Origin of the sequence: Clostridium sediminicola, assembly GCF_050402865.1 — a bacterium.
Lineage (GTDB): Bacteria > Bacillota > Clostridia > Clostridiales > Clostridiaceae > Clostridium_AF > Clostridium_AF sediminicola.
Genome location: NZ_BAABMF010000009.1, coordinates 1 through 17,885 on the forward strand (window position 1 = coordinate 1; position 17,885 = coordinate 17,885).

A 17,885-nucleotide genomic window follows, 5' to 3' on the forward strand; every position below is an offset into this window, starting at 1 on the left:
GCTTTGGCTATCAGAATGGTATTCTTTTTGAGGACGTCCATGACAAGGAAGATATGCTGATTACTATGGCAAAGAAGGCCAAGGCCAGTCCTATGATTCACGGTGCTTCCGGCCCTGCTGAACACTATGTTAACCTTGTGGAGGACATCATGGAGAGTTACCATGTGAACGTGTCCATGTTTATCGGTCATGTGGGGTGTAAGCATACCTTTGCTGCGGCTAAGATGGTTACAGATATGATTCAGGAGAAGTTCGGAATTCCTACTTTAACGGTGGAATTGGATTCTGTTGATTTGCGCTATAAAAGCATTGATGAGGTCAAGGCGTCAATTACGGAGTATATGGAGAGTGTTGTGGGAGCCAAGAGGCTTTCGAAAGTGTAGACCATTGTAGGGACATTGCTAATAATGAGGAGATTTTTGTTGTTTTAGAAAAAACTAGTGTTTGATAATGAATTTACTAATAAAATAAAGATGAATTATAATAAGATGATATCTAAATTCTTCATAGTTTAAGTTTATATTAAGGTATAATAAATATACGTACTTTTAAAGAGGAGAAAAATATTATGGGACATGCTATAAATGCTAAAGAAGAGATTTATCATGCACTGGCTGAACGACTCAGCAAGGCACCAGAAGGTGCAAAAGTTAATGAAGAATTTATGGAACTACTTTATTCGCTGTATACAGAAAGCCAGGCTATGGTTGCTAGTAAATTTCCTTTAGTTCCTATGACTTTAAATAAGATTTCGAGTATAACTGAAATTAAGGAAAATGAGTTAAAAATTATATTAGAAGAAATGTCTAAGAAAGGATTAATTTTAGATATTCCTCGTAAAGATAGTGTTTATTATATGTTAGCTCCTTTTGTGGTGGGTTTTTTTGAATATACTTTTATGCGAACGGGTGATCAGATTAAGTTAAAAGAACTAGCAGAATTATTTGAAAAGTACTTTAATAGTGATGGGGCATTTGAAGAAATCGCTGGAATTGATACGAAAATCATGCGTACCCTGGTCTACGAGAATGTTATTCCTGTGGCAGTGGAAACAGAAGTTTTATTATATGAGAGAGCAACGAAAATTGTTCGTGAAGCAGGTGGGGGATCACTATCTGTTTGTCAGTGTCGACACCAAGCATCTCACCTTGGAACAGCCTGCGATGCACCTCAGGATGTTTGTATATCACTAGGAGGAGCTGCTAAGTGGCTTGTGAGTAAAGGACTTGCAAAACCAGCAACAGTTGAAGAGCTACTTGAAGTTTTGGAAGAAACACAGAAATATGGGTTAGTACATCTTTGTGATAATGTAATGAATAAGCCAACTTATATTTGTAGTTGCTGCAGTTGTTGTTGTCATATGATTAGAGGTGTTAAAGAAAAACAAACTTTTTCATTTCACTCTAGTAACTTTATAGCAACTATAGAATTAGAAAATTGTATCAATTGTGGTGTATGTGTTGATAAGTGTCCGATAGATGCAATTACAATGTTAAATAAAGGGAAAGGAAAAGTAGTTACAGTCGTGAATAATGAGCTTTGTATAGGATGTGGTGTATGTGCATCTGTCTGTCCAACAAGATCTTTGGATATGTCTCGTCGTTCAGTTTTACATATTCCACCTAAGGACATTAAAGAGAAGCTGAAAAGAATGGCTATAGAGAACGGTAGAATATAATAATAAAATCCAGCTTCAAGGAAGCAACTTCATATAGCCTTAAGAAGGTATATGGAGTTGTTGGAGCTGATGTATCATTGCTTCGAAGATGGAAATGAATACAGTGATATTGAAATGGATTTTATAAATATTATATCGATCTAAAATGAAATATGATTATAGCACTTGTAAGTTTGAAAATATGTGATGATATAAAGTAAGTAATATATGAACCAAGAAATTCAAAATAAATAGTAAAGGGAGGAATTTAAATGCACATGGCAGATGCTTTGATGTCACCGGTGGTTAGTGGAACAATGATTGCTACAACAGCAGGAATTGCAACATATTCAGTAAAAAAAGTGCAAAATGAACTAGATGATAAGAAAATACCTTTAATGGGAATTATGGGGGCTTTTATTTTTGCGTCTCAAATGATTAACTTCACAATTCCTGGTACTGGTTCAAGTGGGCATATAGGTGGAGGATTGTTACTTGCTATTTTACTAGGACCCTATGCAGGATTTTTGACAATGGCTTCAGTTCTTCTAATTCAAGCACTTTTTTTTGCAGATGGGGGATTGCTAGCTTATGGAGCAAATGTTTTTAATCTTGGATTTTATGCATGTTTTATTGTATATCCATTAATATATAAAAGATTTGTAGAAAAAGGTTATTCTAAAAAACGAATATTTAGTGGAGCTATTATCTCTGCAATCATTGCATTACAGATGGGTGCTTTTAGTGTAGTTCTCGAAACTTTATTCTCAGGAAAGACTGAATTACCTTTTGTAAATTTTCTTCTATTAATGCAACCAATTCACCTTGCTATTGGAATTGTTGAAGGAATTGTGACAGCTGCAGTTGTTTCTTTTGTATGGAAGGCGCGACCGGAAATTATTGAAAAATCAGCTTCAGGCGAATCAATAGGAGATGTTTCAATTAGAAGGGTTTCACTAGTATTGTTAATTTGTGTTTTGGTAATAGGAGGGGGCTTATCCTGGTTTGCGTCTACAAATCCTGATGGATTAGAATGGTCTATGGCTAAAACAGCAGGTACAGAAGAACTTATAGCTGACGGTGAAATTTATTCAAAAGCATCTGAGATACAAGAGCAAACAGCTTTCTTACCTGATTATAGTTTTAAATCTTCTGGTGATGAAGAGATTGAAACAGAAGCATGGCCATCAGTTAGTGGTGGAACTAGTGTTTCAGGGGTTTTAGGTGGAGTAATGACCTTAGCACTTGCTATGCTTACAGGAGTTATTATAACTCTAACTAAACGTAGAACGACAAGAAAAATGATATAGATAGTATATTATACAGGACTAAGCACTCACATATCCCATCAGTCTTAGAATCTCCTAAATAAATTTCGTGATATTTAAAGCGTTATTTATAGAAAGAGGTGAATTATGATATGTCAAATATAATTTATTCGATTTTTAATATGCGTTACTTAGATGAATTAGCTTCTAGAGAGAGTAATATTCATAATATAAATCCAGTTATAAAATTAATAGTTACACTAATATATTTGGTAATTGTATTATCCTTTGAAAAGTATGATATTTTGCCATTGATACCATACATTTTTTATCTCATTATTATTTTCACGTTGTCTGAAACACCTTTTTTTCAAATACTAAAAAGATCGCTTATTGTGTTTCCAATAGTAATTGGGATAGGTATTTTTAATCCAATGTTTGATACTGAAACTTATGGAGTGATTTTAGGAGTTGGAGTTTCAGGGGGATGGATTTCATTAATTTCATTATTGATAAAGTCTTGTTTGATAGTTTTAGCAGGGTTCTTGTTAATAGCTACAACTGGTATTGAAAAAATTGCATATGCATTTAGACGGCTATGCTTTCCAAAAATATTTGTAACTCAGATACTTCTAACATATAGATATATTTCTGTGCTTTTAGATGAAACAGCTAGAGTTTTAAAGGCATATCATTTGAGAGCACCTATGGAAAAAGGCATTTCTTTTAAAGTTTCAGGTTCACTTTTGGGACAAATGTTGCTGAGGGCTTTTGATAGAGCAAATAGGGTGTATAGTGCAATGATATTAAGAGGTTTTAATGGAGAATATGTTTTTGGCAGGGAGATTAGTATGTCAATTGGATCTTTGTTATATTTGTTCTTATGGGTTGCATATTTTATAGTTGCAAGAGTTTACAATATTCCAGAAGCATTAGGTAATGTCATAATGGGGGTGCTGTGATGAGTCATCATTTTATAGATTGTAAAGGAGTATATTATTCATATCCAGATGGGAAAAAAGCAGTAAACGGAATTACATTTAGGATAAATCATGGGGAGTCTGTTGGAATTGTAGGAGCTAATGGAGCAGGTAAGTCAACACTTTTAAACTTACTTTTAGGAATTACTTTTCCAAAAGAAGGTGAAGTGAATATTGGCGATATTATAGTTTCAAAAAAGACATTACCTTTAATACGTCAAAGGATAGGGTTAGTATTTCAAGATTCGGATGATCAATTATTTATGCCTACAGTTTATGATGATGTAGCTTTTGGGCCTCGTAATTATAAGTTGGAAGAAAAAGAAGTTGAAAGAAGGGTTTTAAAAGCACTTGAAACTGTTGGTATAGCACATCTTAAAGATAGGCCGCCATATAAGTTATCTGGTGGGGAAAAACGTGCAGCAGCGATAGCCACTGTTCTATCAATGCAACCGGATATTCTTATAATGGATGAACCTACGACAGCTTTAGACCCAAAATCTAGAAGAAGACTTATTAATCTTTTAAAAGAATTTAATCATACAAAAATAGTTGCAACCCATGATATGGATATGGTTTGGGAAACTTGTAAACGAACTATTATTATTAAAGATGGCACTATAGTTGCAGATGGCCCCACAAGAGAAATTCTATCAAATGAGGAGTTAATGTATGACAGTTCTCTTGAATTACCCTTTTGTATTCAAAATTGTCCAGTTTGTGGCAGTAAAAAATTGAAATCCTAGGAGGATGAAAATCTTCCTTGCTAGGTATGCTATAAATTATCATAATGAAATTTTAAAATTTGAAAGATATCTAAGCCTCAGTTTTATTTTGAGGTTTTTTTGTTGTATTCAAATAACCAAAACAATATGACCAATTTGGTCTGTTTACATTAAAAAAGCATTGACCAGAGTGGTTTGTGTATGTTAAAATGTAATTAACAGACCAAGATGGTCGGTGAAGAATCAGTGGATAAGGAGGTAAATAAATTGCAAGAGATATTTAAGAACATTGATCCTGAGAAAAAAGATCGAATCATAAATAGTTCATTGGAAGAATTTAGTAAGAATAGCTATGAAAAAGCGTCTACAAATAATATAGTTAGAAATGCCGGTATATCAAAAGGTTTGTTGTATCATTATTTTAAAAGTAAAAAAAGTCTTTATGAGCATTTAGAAATCTTTGCAATTCAAACAATGGCTAGTGCTATTTTAGAAGAATTAGACTGGGATGAACCAGATATATTTGCAAGAATCAAACAAGTAATAACGATTAAATTTAAGGTGATTCTTAGATATCCTAGTTTAGTAGATTTTTCTAAAGTAATATATGATGGAAAATCAATGGATGAAATCAAGAAAACTTTTGAAACTTATATACCTAATGTATACAATAAGATATACTATCAAAATATTGATTTTATGCTGTTTAAGGAGAATGTAGATGTTCAAAAGGCTATTAAGATGACCCAATGGACTTTGGAAAAACTAGGTGAAGAGTGGATAACTAAATCAGAATCATTGAATGTAAATATTGATTACGAAGCGTTTACACAAGAAATTGATGAGTATTTGAAGATGCTGAAAGAAGCATTTTATAGATAAATATCGTTTTAAATAAGAACCTGAATAAAAAGGAGGCGTTTCATTATGATTAAAGTTAGTAATTTATATCATTCTTACAATGAGGATGGTAAGTTCGCTGTAAAAGACGTAAGTTTTGAGGTGAAAGAAGGAGAAATTTTTGGTTTCCTCGGACCATCTGGAGCTGGTAAATCAACAACGCAAAACATTTTAACAGGGCTTTTACAATTACAAAAAGGAAATGTCACAGTTGCTGGGTATGACATCAAAAAGATTTCTAACAAAATGTTTAATAATATTGGAATGTCTTTTGAACAATCCAATGTTTATAGTAAAATGACAGCTAAAGAGAATTTAGATTTTTATAGAAAATTATTTGATGTAGAAACTCGTGAACCAAAAGAATTATTGGAACTAGTTGGATTAGGAGACAAAGCTAATGTAAGAGCTGGGGAATTCTCAAAAGGAATGAAACATAGGCTTACTTTTGCTAGATCTATGATTAATAAACCAAAATTATGGTTTCTTGATGAACCTACTACAGGTCTTGATCCTGCCATTGCATCTGAGATAAAAAGCATTATAAAAGAGGAGAACAAAAAAGGGGTTACAGTATTTTTGACAACGCACAACATGTATATTGCTGAAGAATTGTGTGACCGTGTTGCTTTTATAATCGATGGAGAAATCAAACTAATTGATTCACCTAGAAACCTTAAGCTTAAATACGGTGATAAACTTGTAGAAATTGAGTATTTAAAAGAGGGTGAAACTGTTAAAGAAACCTTATCTACTATACAAAAAGAAGACGTTAAGCATTTACAAGAGGTGTTAGGTAAGTATGAAGTTCAAACAATGCATACAAAGGAGGCTACACTAGAAGAAATCTTCATTAAAGTAACTGGAAGGGGGCTTATTTAAGATGAAATTATGGCATAGTTTTATTAAAGAACTTAAGTTATCTTCTAGAGGATTTTACTTTTATATCGAGATTTTTATGGCAGTACTTCTATTGGTAATTCTACTATTTGTAGTTCCAGAAGAATTTAAGAGCAAAGAAAAGGAGTTTATATCCCTTGATCTTCCAAAACAAGTGACGGATACATTGATAAAAGATTTTTTAGAAGAAGATTTAGATGGTAAAGTAGAAAAGGTTGAAATAAAAAACAAAGGTGAATTGATACCTGCTGACTACTATGAAACTGAAGATAAAAAGGTTTATGTATTTCAAAGTGAAGAAATATTGATTAGGATGACTAAGGCAGAAAGACCTTCAGTAGGAGCACATTTGAATTTAGATGATTCAGGAAACATGCACTATAAATATTATTTGCAAGGTTATGAATCCGAGAAACTTAAAAATGTTTATCTTGTCTTCCATAATAGAGATTTAGATGAACTTAAAGCAATTAATGATAAGCAAGAGGTACGTTCATTAGGGGCTGATTACGAACTTTTGAATGATCGTGAAAATGTAGTTCCTTCTATACTAACATTTAATGGTAGTTTGATGGGATTATTTATAATAGCAGCTTATATATTCTTAGATAAACAAGAGGGTATTATTAAAGCCTATGCAGTAACAGCATCATCTGTATGGCATTATCTAATGAGCAAAGTTGGAGTTATATTAGTAACTAGTATTCTATCTTCTTTTATCATTGTTGCACCAATTATGGGACTACAGCCTAATTATCCATTAATGTTATTGTTACTTATAACATCAGGTTTCTTTGTTTCTGCACTAGGCTTAGTCATTGCAAGTTTCTATAAAAATCTTATGCAAGCCTTCGGAGTGGTTTATGTTGTGATGATAGCATTGATGTTACCGAATATTGCTTATTTTATTCCAAGTTGGGAACCTTTATGGATTAAAATTATACCCACTTATCCTTTAATTGAAGGATTTAAAGAAACAATTTTGGCTAATGGAGATACAACTTATACACTTCTTGTTTCTTTAGGATTCAGTGTTGCTGGGCTGATACTATTTCTAATTGCGAATAAGCGATTTAAGAAAACATTAGCGGTGTAAGGGAGGAGGATTATGATGATTAAAAAAATATGGACCATATTCTTAAGAGATTTAAAAGTCAATACAAGAGACTTTTTAGCATTATATATTCTTGTGATTCCAATTCTTCTTGCATTTGGTATTAACCTATTAACACCAAGTATTAGTAGCACAACGGTAAACCTAGCATTAATTGAAGGTGATAACGAAGCACAAGTAACTTACCTAGAAGATTTTGCAAAGGTTGAATTGTTTGAAGATGCCAAAGCGGTAGAAGAGAGAGTTGCAAAAAGAGATAATATTGTTGGTATTCTTCCGGACGGTGATGACTACTATGTACTCCAACAGGGTAATGAGGAAGAAGCGGTTATTGACTATGCTAAGGTTCTATTAACTTTTTATGAAGAAGATATTCAAATTGCTAATTCAAATGCAGAGATTATTGATTTTGGGCGAACAGTTCCTCCACTTAAGAAAATGCTAGTTAACATATTGATTTTGATGATTTCTGTTATGGGTGGAATGATGATTGCACTTAATATTGTAGAAGAGAAGGCGGATAAAACCATTAGAGCAATCCATTTATCGCCTGTATCTCGGAAGACATTTATACTTGGTAAGGGAGTTATGGGGATTTTCTTGCCATTCTATGGAACAATTGCTATTGTCCTTATTACAGGTTTTGGTGAAATAAATTACTTCCAGATGTTGCTCTTTGTATTAATATCAACAGTACTGAGCCTTCTAGTTGGATTTATTGAAGGATTGACAAATGATGATGTAATAAATGCGGCAGCAAATATTAAGATATTATTTATACCTGTAGCAGCTGGAATAGCGGTATTTGAGTTATTAAGTGATAAATGGCAAAAAGTTATGTACTGGAATCCATTTTATTGGGCTTATAAAGGAAATAATGAAATTCTTTCACAAACATCTACTTGGCAAAATATTTTATTATACTCAGTTTTCACATTAGTTATAAGTGGGATTGTATATGCCTACTTAGCACCAAAAATAAGAAAAGGGTTAGAATAGGAGGGGTTTTATGAATACAATGGCGTTATTAGGAATCTTAGCAATTATTTATGCAGTAATGGTTTTCTTTATAGCAGCAAAGAAACCACAGAAAATATGGGATATGGCAAAAATCAGAGCTTTTAGAAAAGTACTAGGTGAAAAAGGTACAGTAGTATTCTTTTATATATGGGGTGCAGCTTTTGCTATTTTAGGTGTTTGGTTACTTACAAAATAAAATTTAAATTTTTGGTTAACTCTTGATTTTTTCAAGAGTTTTCCTTTATTTATATACCAAATTGTTATTAAAATGTAGTCTTGATCTGAGGAAAGTATATGCTTTCCTCATTTTTATTTATGAAATATTTTTGAGGTTGCCTTATTAAAATCATCATGGTAGATTTAGTTATAAGATATGAAATAGAAATTGATTACATTATTAAGTAAAAGACATACTATTGGATTATATGGAGGATACTAAATATGAAAGAAAAAATAGAATTGATTATTAATGGTAAAAAATACTATTTTGTAAACAATTATAAAGAGGATGATAAGTTAAGAAGTAGTTTTAATGAATTGACCAGAAAAACTTATGGATTTGATTTCGAACAATGGTATCAACTAGGATATTGGAAAGAAAGATATATTCCTTATTCTTTTACATACAATGATGAAATAGTAGCAAATGTTTCAGTCAATAAAATTAATTTTATGATTGAAGGAGATGTAAAGAACACAATTCAAATTGGAACAGTAATGACTGATAAATTACATAGAAATAGAGGATTAATTAGAAAATTGATGGATATTGTATTGAAAGAGTATGAAGGATGTAGCGATTTTATGTATTTATTTGCAAATGATAGTGTTGTCGAAATGTATCCAAAATTTGGATTTGAAAAAGTGGATGAATATCAAAGTATAAAACAAATAAAAAAGAAAAAAAATGATTTTACGATTAGAAAACTTGAGATGGATAACAGAAATGATAAAAATATTTTTACACGTTTAGCTTTAAATGCAAAATCTATTTCAAAGATATCTATGCTAGATAATTTTGGCCTTATTATGTTTTACTGCAACTCATTTATGAAAAATAATATTTACTACATTAAACAGTTAAATATTGCAGTTATTGTTGAATATTATGGTAATAAATTATATTTACAAGATGTATTTAGTGAAAAAGATTTTAATTTAGATAGTGTCATTAATGCATTATCGAACCATGAAAATACAATGGTGATTTTAGGATTTACTCCTTTAGAGGATAAATCATTTTCTACTAAAATATTGAAAGAAGAAGATACAACTTTATTTGTGAGAGGAAAGAATATTATAGGAAAAACCATGTTTCCAATAATATCTCATGCGTAAAGAACATAAAACTTTTGAGCAGACTTTGAATATAATATATTAGGCAAGTTATGCCTAATATATTGATTCAGAAGGTGATAAAATGAATGGGTTTGATAGAAATAAGAAATCCTTAATAAAACAAAATGGTAACAGCTATACTTACACTAATAGGAATGACGAGAAAAAAAAACAAAATTCTGTATATGTATCTGTAAATCATATACAAAAAGATTACAGGAAGGGTTTTTCTAATAATTACAATGATAAATTACCCAAAGTGAAAGAATATAAATGTCTTTTTGTAACTACACCTGAAAAACTTTTGCTTTTTTTGTTTTTGCTAATATTAAATTTATGTAATAAAAGAAATTTAGTGGGTAAGTCTTCACTTTTTTTTCCTAAGCAAATTGTACCCAAAAGATGATAAGTAGATATTTTAAGATAACACCCTAATGCCGTGTAACATGGCATTAGGGTGTTATCTTATTATTGAGGGATTTTCTAAGAATTCTCTAATGAATAAAATAATAAGACTATAATCAGAACCATATAAATATATTATTCATAAAAACAAACACTATAGATAATCAAATGTGAAAATTAATATTTAAACTTTATTTTTGTATTCACAAGGAGGAATAGAAATGAAAGGATCAGTAGCTGAAAGAGAACTAAAAAAACTTCAAAATCAGATAAAGCAGATTGAACAAATAATAAATAATACAAGAACCAATTCACTGTGGGAGCATGAAGCATCTCTTAGAAAAAAACTAAAACAATTAAGTGAAATAGAAAAATTATTAATTAAAAGGAGAAGACCTAAAAAAAAGAAAGAAGTGGAAGAATTATATGAAAAATATGAGGAATTGCTCAATTATGTATCAGAACGATTAATTTCAGGATATAATCAGAAAAACAACACCAATTACAAACTTCAAGAAATAATTGAAGAGAATTATGAGGATTATATAAGCTCAGGGTTGATGAGTGTTTTGATTACAAAATATATTCCAAAGAAAATAAATGAAAATCTGGATATTATATTTCCAGAGAACCCAAAAGATGAGTATAAAGAAGCAAGAAAAATAAAAAGAACTATTTATCTACATTTAGGCGAAACCAATACAGGAAAAACTTATAATGCAATGCAAAAACTTAAAATGAAGAGTAAAGGTATATATCTTGCTCCCCTCAGAATACTGGCACTTGAAAATTATGAGAGATTGAATAATGAAGGAGTACCATGTACTTTACTTACAGGTGAAGAAGAAATTATTAATGAAGGAGCTACTCATATTTCATGTACTATTGAAAAGCTGAACATTAATGAGGAATTCGATATAGCTATAATTGATGAAATTCAAATGATAGGAGACGATAAAAGAGGGGGAGCATGGACTAGAGCACTGTTAGGATTGAAATGTAAAGAGATTCACATATGTGGAGCAGAAAATACAAAGAAGCTATTAATAGATATTATTGAAGATATAGGTGATGAATATTTTATTAAAGAGTATAAAAGAAATATTTCCCTGGAAATAGAAGAAAAATCTTTTAGATATAAAGATGTAAAAGAGGGAGATGCTCTAGTTGTATTTTCAAAGAAAAGAGTACTTGAACTCTGTCTGCACTATTCAAGACTAGGAATAAAAGCAAGTATGATATATGGAGACTTACCTCCTGAAGTTAGAAAAAAACAGTATTCACAGTTTTTAAATAAGGAATCATCAATATTAATAACAACAGATGCTATCGGTATGGGGATTAATCTTCCAATTAAAAGAATAGTTTTTATGGAGATTAAAAAATTTGATGGTACGGAGTTTAGATTCCTAAAATCACAAGAGGTGAAACAGATAGCAGGTAGAGCAGGTAGAAAAGGTATTTATGATGTTGGCTATGTTGCAGCTTACGGGCAAAATGAGGAATTTATTAAGGAAGCTATTAATAAAAGAGATGAGGATATAGAATATGCAATACTTGGACCAAGTGAAGAAATATTGAATATAGAAAATGCAACCTTGACGGAAAAGCTATCTATCTGGAGTGAGAAAGAAAGTAAATCATTATTATATGAAAAAATGGATATAGGGGAGTACTTAATTATATTGCATAACATAAGGGGATATAAGCTTTCAGAAAATACTCAGTGGAAGTTAATACACATGCCTTTTGACGCGATTAATGAAACACTTATGAACATTTTTCTGTTCTATGTGGATGAATTATTTATTGCTAAAAGAGATGAAATATCTAAGCCAACATATAAATATGAGTCACTTAGTGAATTAGAATTGTATTATCAGAAGATAAATATTTATTATTTCTTTGGCAAGCGGTTCCAGGTTATTTTTGATGAAGAATGGATTCACGTTGAGAGGATTAGAGTTAGTGAGAAATTGAATAGACTTTTGGTAAAATTGAATCTTAATAATTTATTAGATGAAAAATACTAATTGATTAAACATACCTAATAATGTAAAATCAAGTAGTAAAGTAGAATAAATGAACTACATAGATAATAAGGTTATTAAGAATTATAGGATTTAAATATCATGTAAGACGAGGAGACAACAGAGTGAGTATTTTTATATTTATATTAACAAATAATATCGCACCGATATTTTTGATAATTTTTTTGGGATTTATTTTAGGAAAAACTTTTAAAATGGATGTTAAAGGGTTAAGTAAAATTAGTTTTTATTTGCTTATTCCTTCTTTTATTTTTGTGTCTTTATATGAGACAACCATTGATATGAATTTGTTAAAAGTACTTTTGTTTGCATTTTTATTTTTTGTATTATCCTATATAGTTAGTTCACTTGTAGGAAAACTTAGAAAACAAACAAAATCTATTAATGCAACATTTATTAATACAGTAATTCTTTTTAATGCAGGAAATTTTGGGGTACCATTAATTGCTTTGGTTTTTAAAGATTCACCACAGCTTGTATATGCCACTTCTATTCAAATTATGATTTTAGCTTTTCAAAATATAATCACATATACAGTAGGATTTTTAAATGGTGGGCGAGGTCAAATGAAAATAAATGATACATTGAAAAAAGTTGTTTCAATGCCATCTATATATGCAATATTTCTAGCGTTCTTGCTAAAGTATTTACAAATAGACATTTCAAAATTCTTTTTATGGCCATCATTAATTTATTTGAGGAATGGTTTAGTACCTATGGCATTAATTACGTTAGGGGTACAACTTTCAATAACCAAATTCCATCTTTCTAGTTTTGATATATATTTAGCATCTTTTATGAGATTATGTGGGGGTCCGATTATCACATTTGTACTTATAACTTTAATGGGTTTTAATGGTATTATACCTAAAGTTCTTTTAATTTCAAGTGCTGTTCCATCTGCTGTAAATTCTGCGTTAATTGCAGTTGAATTTGATAATGAACCCGATTTTGCTTCCCAAGTAGTTATAACCACTACTTTGTTAAGTAGTATATCTTTAACAATTGTAATATATCTAGCAAAATTTATGTTTTAATTATAGCCTGGTTAAACCACGAAGTGGGAGCGTTTTGCTCCCGATTCGTGGTTTAATTTAATTAGATTGAATCAATGTTTTCAGCTTGTGGACCTCTTGCGCCATCAACTACATTAAATGTTACTTTTTCGCCTTCTTCTAGAGATTTATATCCTTCTTTGTTGATTTGTGAGAAGTGAGCAAATACGTCATTTCCTTCTTCTGTAGTGATGAAACCAAATCCTTTTTCTGAATTAAACCATTTTACTGTACCATTCATGTCTTTTTACCTCCGAGATTTTTATTTCCTTATTATATACTCCGGTTATTCCGCAAAAAGTAATTTAGTTTAACTCACTTTTGGTGGTTTAACCATACTTCATGAAAAAATTGGAGCCCTTGCTCAAAGTGTATTTATCAAACAAATTGAGAAGGCTACAAAGGTATTATTTGCAATAATACCTAATGATATAACACTAGATGTGGAAGTTATTTTTTGACAATTTAAAGATATCTAAATGCTTAATGCATAAGGTAGCTTTATTTTTCCGCATTAATACGGTAATACTATTGAGGAATGGTATCTAGAAATTCAAGAATGAAAATGTTATCATAAAGTTAGAAGAAATAATAAAAAAAAATAACAAACGATTGAAACCAATATTGGAAGTGATGAAAATTACTAGTAAAAAGGTTATTGAAGAAAAGATTTTAAAGATTTTAATTGATAGTGAAATTCCGTTAACGGTTAATGATTTAGCAAAGGGAGTTGGTAAATCCGGAAAAACTGTTAGAAACTATTTAAATCAAATTCAAAACGATTTAAAGAAAAAAAATATTGATTTAGTCAAGAAACCTAATGTAGGAGTTTATATTGATCTAGATGATAAAGGAAAAAAGAAACTAAAAAGTGAGTTGTTTTTGGATGAAGTAATTTATAAGAACTATAGTCCAGAGTATAGGCGGAATTATATTCTTAGAACTTTATTTGAAAACCAGTTTAGCTATACTATTCAACTTTTTGCTGATGAATTATATTGCAGTACAGGAACAATTTCTAATGACCTGATTTTTGTTCAGAAATGGATAGAAGGTAGGGGACTAGCTTTGGTTAGGAAACAAAATCAAGGCTTATGGATAGAAGGTACTGAAAAAGATTATAGATGTGCCATGATGGATCTTATTCAAGAAAAAGGCCTTATCAACATTAATGAAGAATTAGAGGAAAGAGAAAATCTTGATTATAGGATTGACTTTATTAATTATAAAAAAATAAAACATTTTATTCCAAATATAGAACTTTTAAAAATTCAAAGTGTAATTCAAACTGCAGAAAGTAAATTAGGGTATTATTTTACAGATCAAGCTTTTATAAACCTTATAACTCATATAGCTATTGCTATCTCCAGAGTTAAGAATAAACATCAAATACTAGTAGAAAAAGAGTTCTTCAAAGGCTTAAAGGATAAGTATGAATTTGAAATTTCAAAATGGTTACTAAATGAGTTAAGTGAAGAATTCAATGTGGAATTTCCTGAAAGTGAAATTGCATATATTAACTTGCATATGATGGGAGCAAAGATTCAACAAGATGAAAATATAGGGATAGCTGAATTGTTTCCAAATATAGAAGATGCAATTTACATTGAAATAGCTAGTGAAATTATTGGGTTGGTTGGTAGTATTTTAAATGTTAATTTCTCTAGTGATGAAATTTTGTTTAATTCATTAGTTTTACATTTAAGGCCAACTATTATAAGACTTAAAAATGGATTGAGACTTAGAAACCCTATCATAGATAAAGTTAAGAATGAGATTACAAGTATTTTTGGTGCTACATGGGCTTGTAGTAGCATTTTTGAAAAGCATTTAGGGATTTTAATTAATGAGGATGAGATTGGTTATATTGCTATACATATAGCTAGTGCTTATGAAAGAATTAAGAACAAGTTAAAAGTAATAGTAGTATGTTCTAGTGGAGTAGGAACATCTCAATTATTAAAAACTAAATTAAAAAATAGATTTAATGAATTAAATATTAGTCACTGCATTCCTTATCATTACTTAAATGAAAAATTAATTAATGAAAGTGATTTAATTATTTCAACAATACCTAATATCAAAAATATACCTAAAGTAGTTAATGTAAGTACACTTTTAACAGACTACGATGTTCTTAAAATCAAGAATAAGATAAAGCATGTAAGTAAGAATAATATGAAAAAGTTATGCCAAGAGGTTGTTATCAAAGATGATAAGCTTCCTGAGAATTGTGAGCAAATTGACATTTTCGATGAGAATTTTATTTTCTTAGATGAAGAGATGAATAAATTTGAAGATATTATATATAAGTATGGAAAGATAATGGTGGATAATGGTTATGCAAAAGAGGGATTCTCAGAAAATATCATTAAGAGAGAAGCAATTGAATCTACTGTAATAGGCAGTGGAGTTGCTATACCTCATTCAATAGAAGAATTCGTGAAAATGTCAAAAATATGTATTGTAAGGCCTAAGGAAGCCATTGAATGGAAAGGTTCACAACTTAACTTAATTTTAATACTTTGTTTAAAATTTGGAGTAATTAATACAACTAGAAGGTTTTTTAAAAACTTTTACTCAATATTAAGTAATGAAGATTTAATAGAGAAAATTATTAAATCTAAAAATAAATATGAAATTATAGAGATTTTTAAAAATGGAGGAGTTTAAATTGGATAAAATTATTAGTAAAGATTTAATTATGATGGATATTGAAGTTTCTGATAAAGATGAAGCAATTAAAATATTGGCAGAAAATATGAATAAACACGGGAAATTATATGATTTAGACAGTTACTTGAAGCAGGTACATGAAAGGGAAGATATGTTTCCAACTTCCGTAGGATACGATTTTTGTATACCACACGGAAAATGCTCAGCAGTTAAATCAGCAGCAGTTGGCTTCGCAAGATTGAAAAATACAATAAAGTGGAGTGACGAAGAAGATGGCAAGTATATTTTTCTGATTGCTGTATCAGATAAAGAAGCTGGTGATGAACATTTGAAAATATTAGCTCAATTATCTAGAAATATTATGAAAGAAGAATTTAGAGATGGAATAGAAAATGCAAACACTATAGAAGAAATTAATAGTTTATTAAGCTTTTAAATGTAATTTATATATTACTGATAAAGATTATGTACACTTAATAAAAAAGTGAATAATTTTAATTATTATATCTATATCTTATGGTTATTCCACAAAAAGTAATTTAGTTGAACTTCGGTCACAATATATAGTGTCAGAAAGCATCAATCTGCAGTACAGATTGTGGTCGATTTTAGTTCAACTTACTTTGGTAGGTTAACCATCTTATGAAAAAATGAATGGAGGTATTATTAATGAATGATTTAAAAAATATCTTTAAAAATGGAAGACAACATCTTATGACTGGTGTATCACACATGATTCCTTTTGTAGTTGCAGGCGGTATCTTATTGGCCTTATCAGTATTATTAACTGGAAAAGCGGGAGTTCCAGAGGATGGGATGTTAAAAGACTTATTCTTTATAGGAGTAGCTGGATTCCAATTGATGATTCCTATTCTTGCTGCATATATAGCTTACTCAATTGCTGATAGATCTGGTATTGCACCAGCAGCTATAGCAGCGTGGGTTGGTAATGAAATGGGGGCTGGATTCTTTGGCGCAATCATTGCTGGTTTTATTGCTGGTATAGTGGTATTCTATCTTAAAAAAATAAAGGTACCTAAAACTTTTAGATCAATTATGCCTATATTTGTTATTCCTATAATAGGAACATTTATAGCTGCTGGTTTGATGCAATGGGTTATTGGAGCTCCAATTGCTAGTTTGACAACTTCATTAACTGCTTGGCTTGAAAGTTTACAAAGTGGAAGTATAGTTGTTCTAGCTATTATTATGGGATTAATGAATGCTTTTGATATGGGTGGCCCTGTTAATAAGGTTGCATATGCATTTACAATTATGGCAGTTTCTGAGGGTTTATATGGTATTGCAGGTATTAACGCTGTATGTGTTGCAACTCCTCCTATTGGAATGGGTATTGCTACACTAATGGCTCCTAAGAAATTTACTATTGAAGAAAAAGAAGCAGGAAAAGCATCTATTCTTATGGGATGTATTGGTATTACAGAAGGTGCAATTCCTTTTGCAGCGGCTGATCCATTAAGAGTTATACCTTCACTTATGGTTGGTGCTGCATGTGGTGGAGCTACTGCAGCTTTACTAGGAGTTCAAAACATGGTTGCATGGGGTGGATTAATAGTTTTACCTGCTGTAACAGGTGGAGTAAAATATACTTTAGCAATTATTATTGGTTCAGTTGTTACAGCATTAATGGTTACAGTATTGAAAAAGCAAGTTTCAGAAAAAGTTAACAATGAAGATTTAATAGATGATAATGAAGTTGAATTAGATTTTGAATAAAATTAATATCAGATAAAATGGCTAAATCATAAATATTGAAATCATAAAGTGGGAGGAAA

17 protein-coding genes are annotated in these 17,885 nt (G+C 30.4%); 16 read left to right on the plus strand and 1 reads right to left on the minus strand.

The window, feature by feature from the left end; all coding sequences use genetic code 11:
* The 13 genes from ACQ3F0_RS14765 to ACQ3F0_RS14825 all read left to right on the plus strand — a co-directional run.
* Positions 1-383: 2-hydroxyacyl-CoA dehydratase family protein (locus ACQ3F0_RS14765; protein WP_428866087.1), on the plus strand; the 383-nt coding region annotated here is incomplete at its 5' end.
* A 185-nt stretch (positions 384-568) separates the two neighbouring features.
* On the plus strand, positions 569-1,678 hold the full coding sequence (locus ACQ3F0_RS14770; RefSeq protein ID WP_428866088.1) for a 4Fe-4S binding protein: 1,110 nt from the start codon (positions 569-571) through the stop codon (positions 1,676-1,678).
* A 251-nt stretch (positions 1,679-1,929) separates the two neighbouring features.
* A complete protein-coding gene (locus ACQ3F0_RS14775) occupies positions 1,930-2,967 on the plus strand; it encodes an energy-coupling factor ABC transporter permease (protein WP_428866089.1) in 1,038 nt (345 codons plus the stop codon).
* A 110-nt stretch (positions 2,968-3,077) separates the two neighbouring features.
* Positions 3,078-3,887, plus strand: a complete 810-nt coding sequence (gene cbiQ / locus ACQ3F0_RS14780; protein ID WP_428866090.1) for a cobalt ECF transporter T component CbiQ — start codon at positions 3,078-3,080, stop codon at positions 3,885-3,887.
* Entirely contained in the window at positions 3,887-4,651 is a 765-nt protein-coding gene (locus ACQ3F0_RS14785) for an energy-coupling factor ABC transporter ATP-binding protein (protein ID WP_428866091.1), read from the plus strand. Before cbiQ ends, ACQ3F0_RS14785 begins: the two co-directional genes overlap by 1 nt.
* 246 nt (positions 4,652-4,897) lie before the next feature.
* On the plus strand, positions 4,898-5,512 hold the full coding sequence (locus ACQ3F0_RS14790; RefSeq protein WP_428866092.1) for a TetR/AcrR family transcriptional regulator: 615 nt from the start codon (positions 4,898-4,900) through the stop codon (positions 5,510-5,512).
* A gap of 45 nt (positions 5,513-5,557) precedes the next feature.
* The gene (locus ACQ3F0_RS14795; protein WP_428866093.1) at positions 5,558-6,412 is read left to right on the plus strand and encodes an ABC transporter ATP-binding protein; all 855 of its coding nucleotides are present in this window, start codon (positions 5,558-5,560) and stop codon (positions 6,410-6,412) included.
* A gap of 1 nt (position 6,413) precedes the next feature.
* Positions 6,414-7,526 (plus strand): ABC transporter permease, encoded by a 1,113-nt coding sequence (locus tag ACQ3F0_RS14800; protein WP_428866094.1) that lies wholly within the window; start codon positions 6,414-6,416, stop codon positions 7,524-7,526.
* Between the two features lie 12 nt (positions 7,527-7,538).
* Positions 7,539-8,543, plus strand: coding sequence for an ABC transporter permease (locus ACQ3F0_RS14805; RefSeq protein ID WP_428866095.1), 1,005 nt, complete (start codon positions 7,539-7,541; stop codon positions 8,541-8,543).
* A 10-nt stretch (positions 8,544-8,553) separates the two neighbouring features.
* Entirely contained in the window at positions 8,554-8,760 is a 207-nt protein-coding gene (locus ACQ3F0_RS14810) for a hypothetical protein (protein WP_428866096.1), read from the plus strand.
* Positions 8,761-9,005: 245 nt separating this feature from the next.
* Positions 9,006-9,902, plus strand: a complete 897-nt coding sequence (locus ACQ3F0_RS14815) for a GNAT family N-acetyltransferase (RefSeq protein WP_428866097.1) — start codon at positions 9,006-9,008, stop codon at positions 9,900-9,902.
* A 626-nt stretch (positions 9,903-10,528) separates the two neighbouring features.
* Positions 10,529-12,340, plus strand: a complete 1,812-nt coding sequence (locus ACQ3F0_RS14820) for a helicase-related protein (protein WP_428866098.1) — start codon at positions 10,529-10,531, stop codon at positions 12,338-12,340.
* 122 nt (positions 12,341-12,462) lie between these two features.
* The gene (locus ACQ3F0_RS14825; protein WP_428866099.1) at positions 12,463-13,395 is read left to right on the plus strand and encodes an AEC family transporter; all 933 of its coding nucleotides are present in this window, start codon (positions 12,463-12,465) and stop codon (positions 13,393-13,395) included.
* Positions 13,396-13,456: 61 nt separating this feature from the next.
* On the opposite strand, the gene ACQ3F0_RS14830 is transcribed toward ACQ3F0_RS14825, so the two are convergent.
* Positions 13,457-13,654, minus strand: coding sequence for a cold shock domain-containing protein (locus tag ACQ3F0_RS14830; protein WP_428866100.1), 198 nt, complete (start codon positions 13,652-13,654; stop codon positions 13,457-13,459).
* Between the two features lie 392 nt (positions 13,655-14,046).
* Between ACQ3F0_RS14830 and ACQ3F0_RS14835 the strand changes: the two genes are divergently transcribed.
* The 3 genes from ACQ3F0_RS14835 (at position 14,047) to ACQ3F0_RS14845 (ending at position 17,826) form a co-directional block, all read left to right on the plus strand.
* Positions 14,047-16,086, plus strand: a complete 2,040-nt coding sequence (locus ACQ3F0_RS14835) for a BglG family transcription antiterminator (protein WP_428866101.1) — start codon at positions 14,047-14,049, stop codon at positions 16,084-16,086.
* Between the two features lies 1 nt (position 16,087).
* The gene (locus ACQ3F0_RS14840; protein WP_428866102.1) at positions 16,088-16,525 is read left to right on the plus strand and encodes a PTS sugar transporter subunit IIA; all 438 of its coding nucleotides are present in this window, start codon (positions 16,088-16,090) and stop codon (positions 16,523-16,525) included.
* A gap of 233 nt (positions 16,526-16,758) precedes the next feature.
* Positions 16,759-17,826 carry a PTS fructose transporter subunit EIIC gene (locus ACQ3F0_RS14845; protein ID WP_428866103.1) on the plus strand — a complete coding sequence of 356 codons (1,068 nt, stop codon included), beginning with the start codon at positions 16,759-16,761 and terminating at the stop codon, positions 17,824-17,826.
* Positions 17,827-17,885 lie beyond the last annotated feature (59 nt).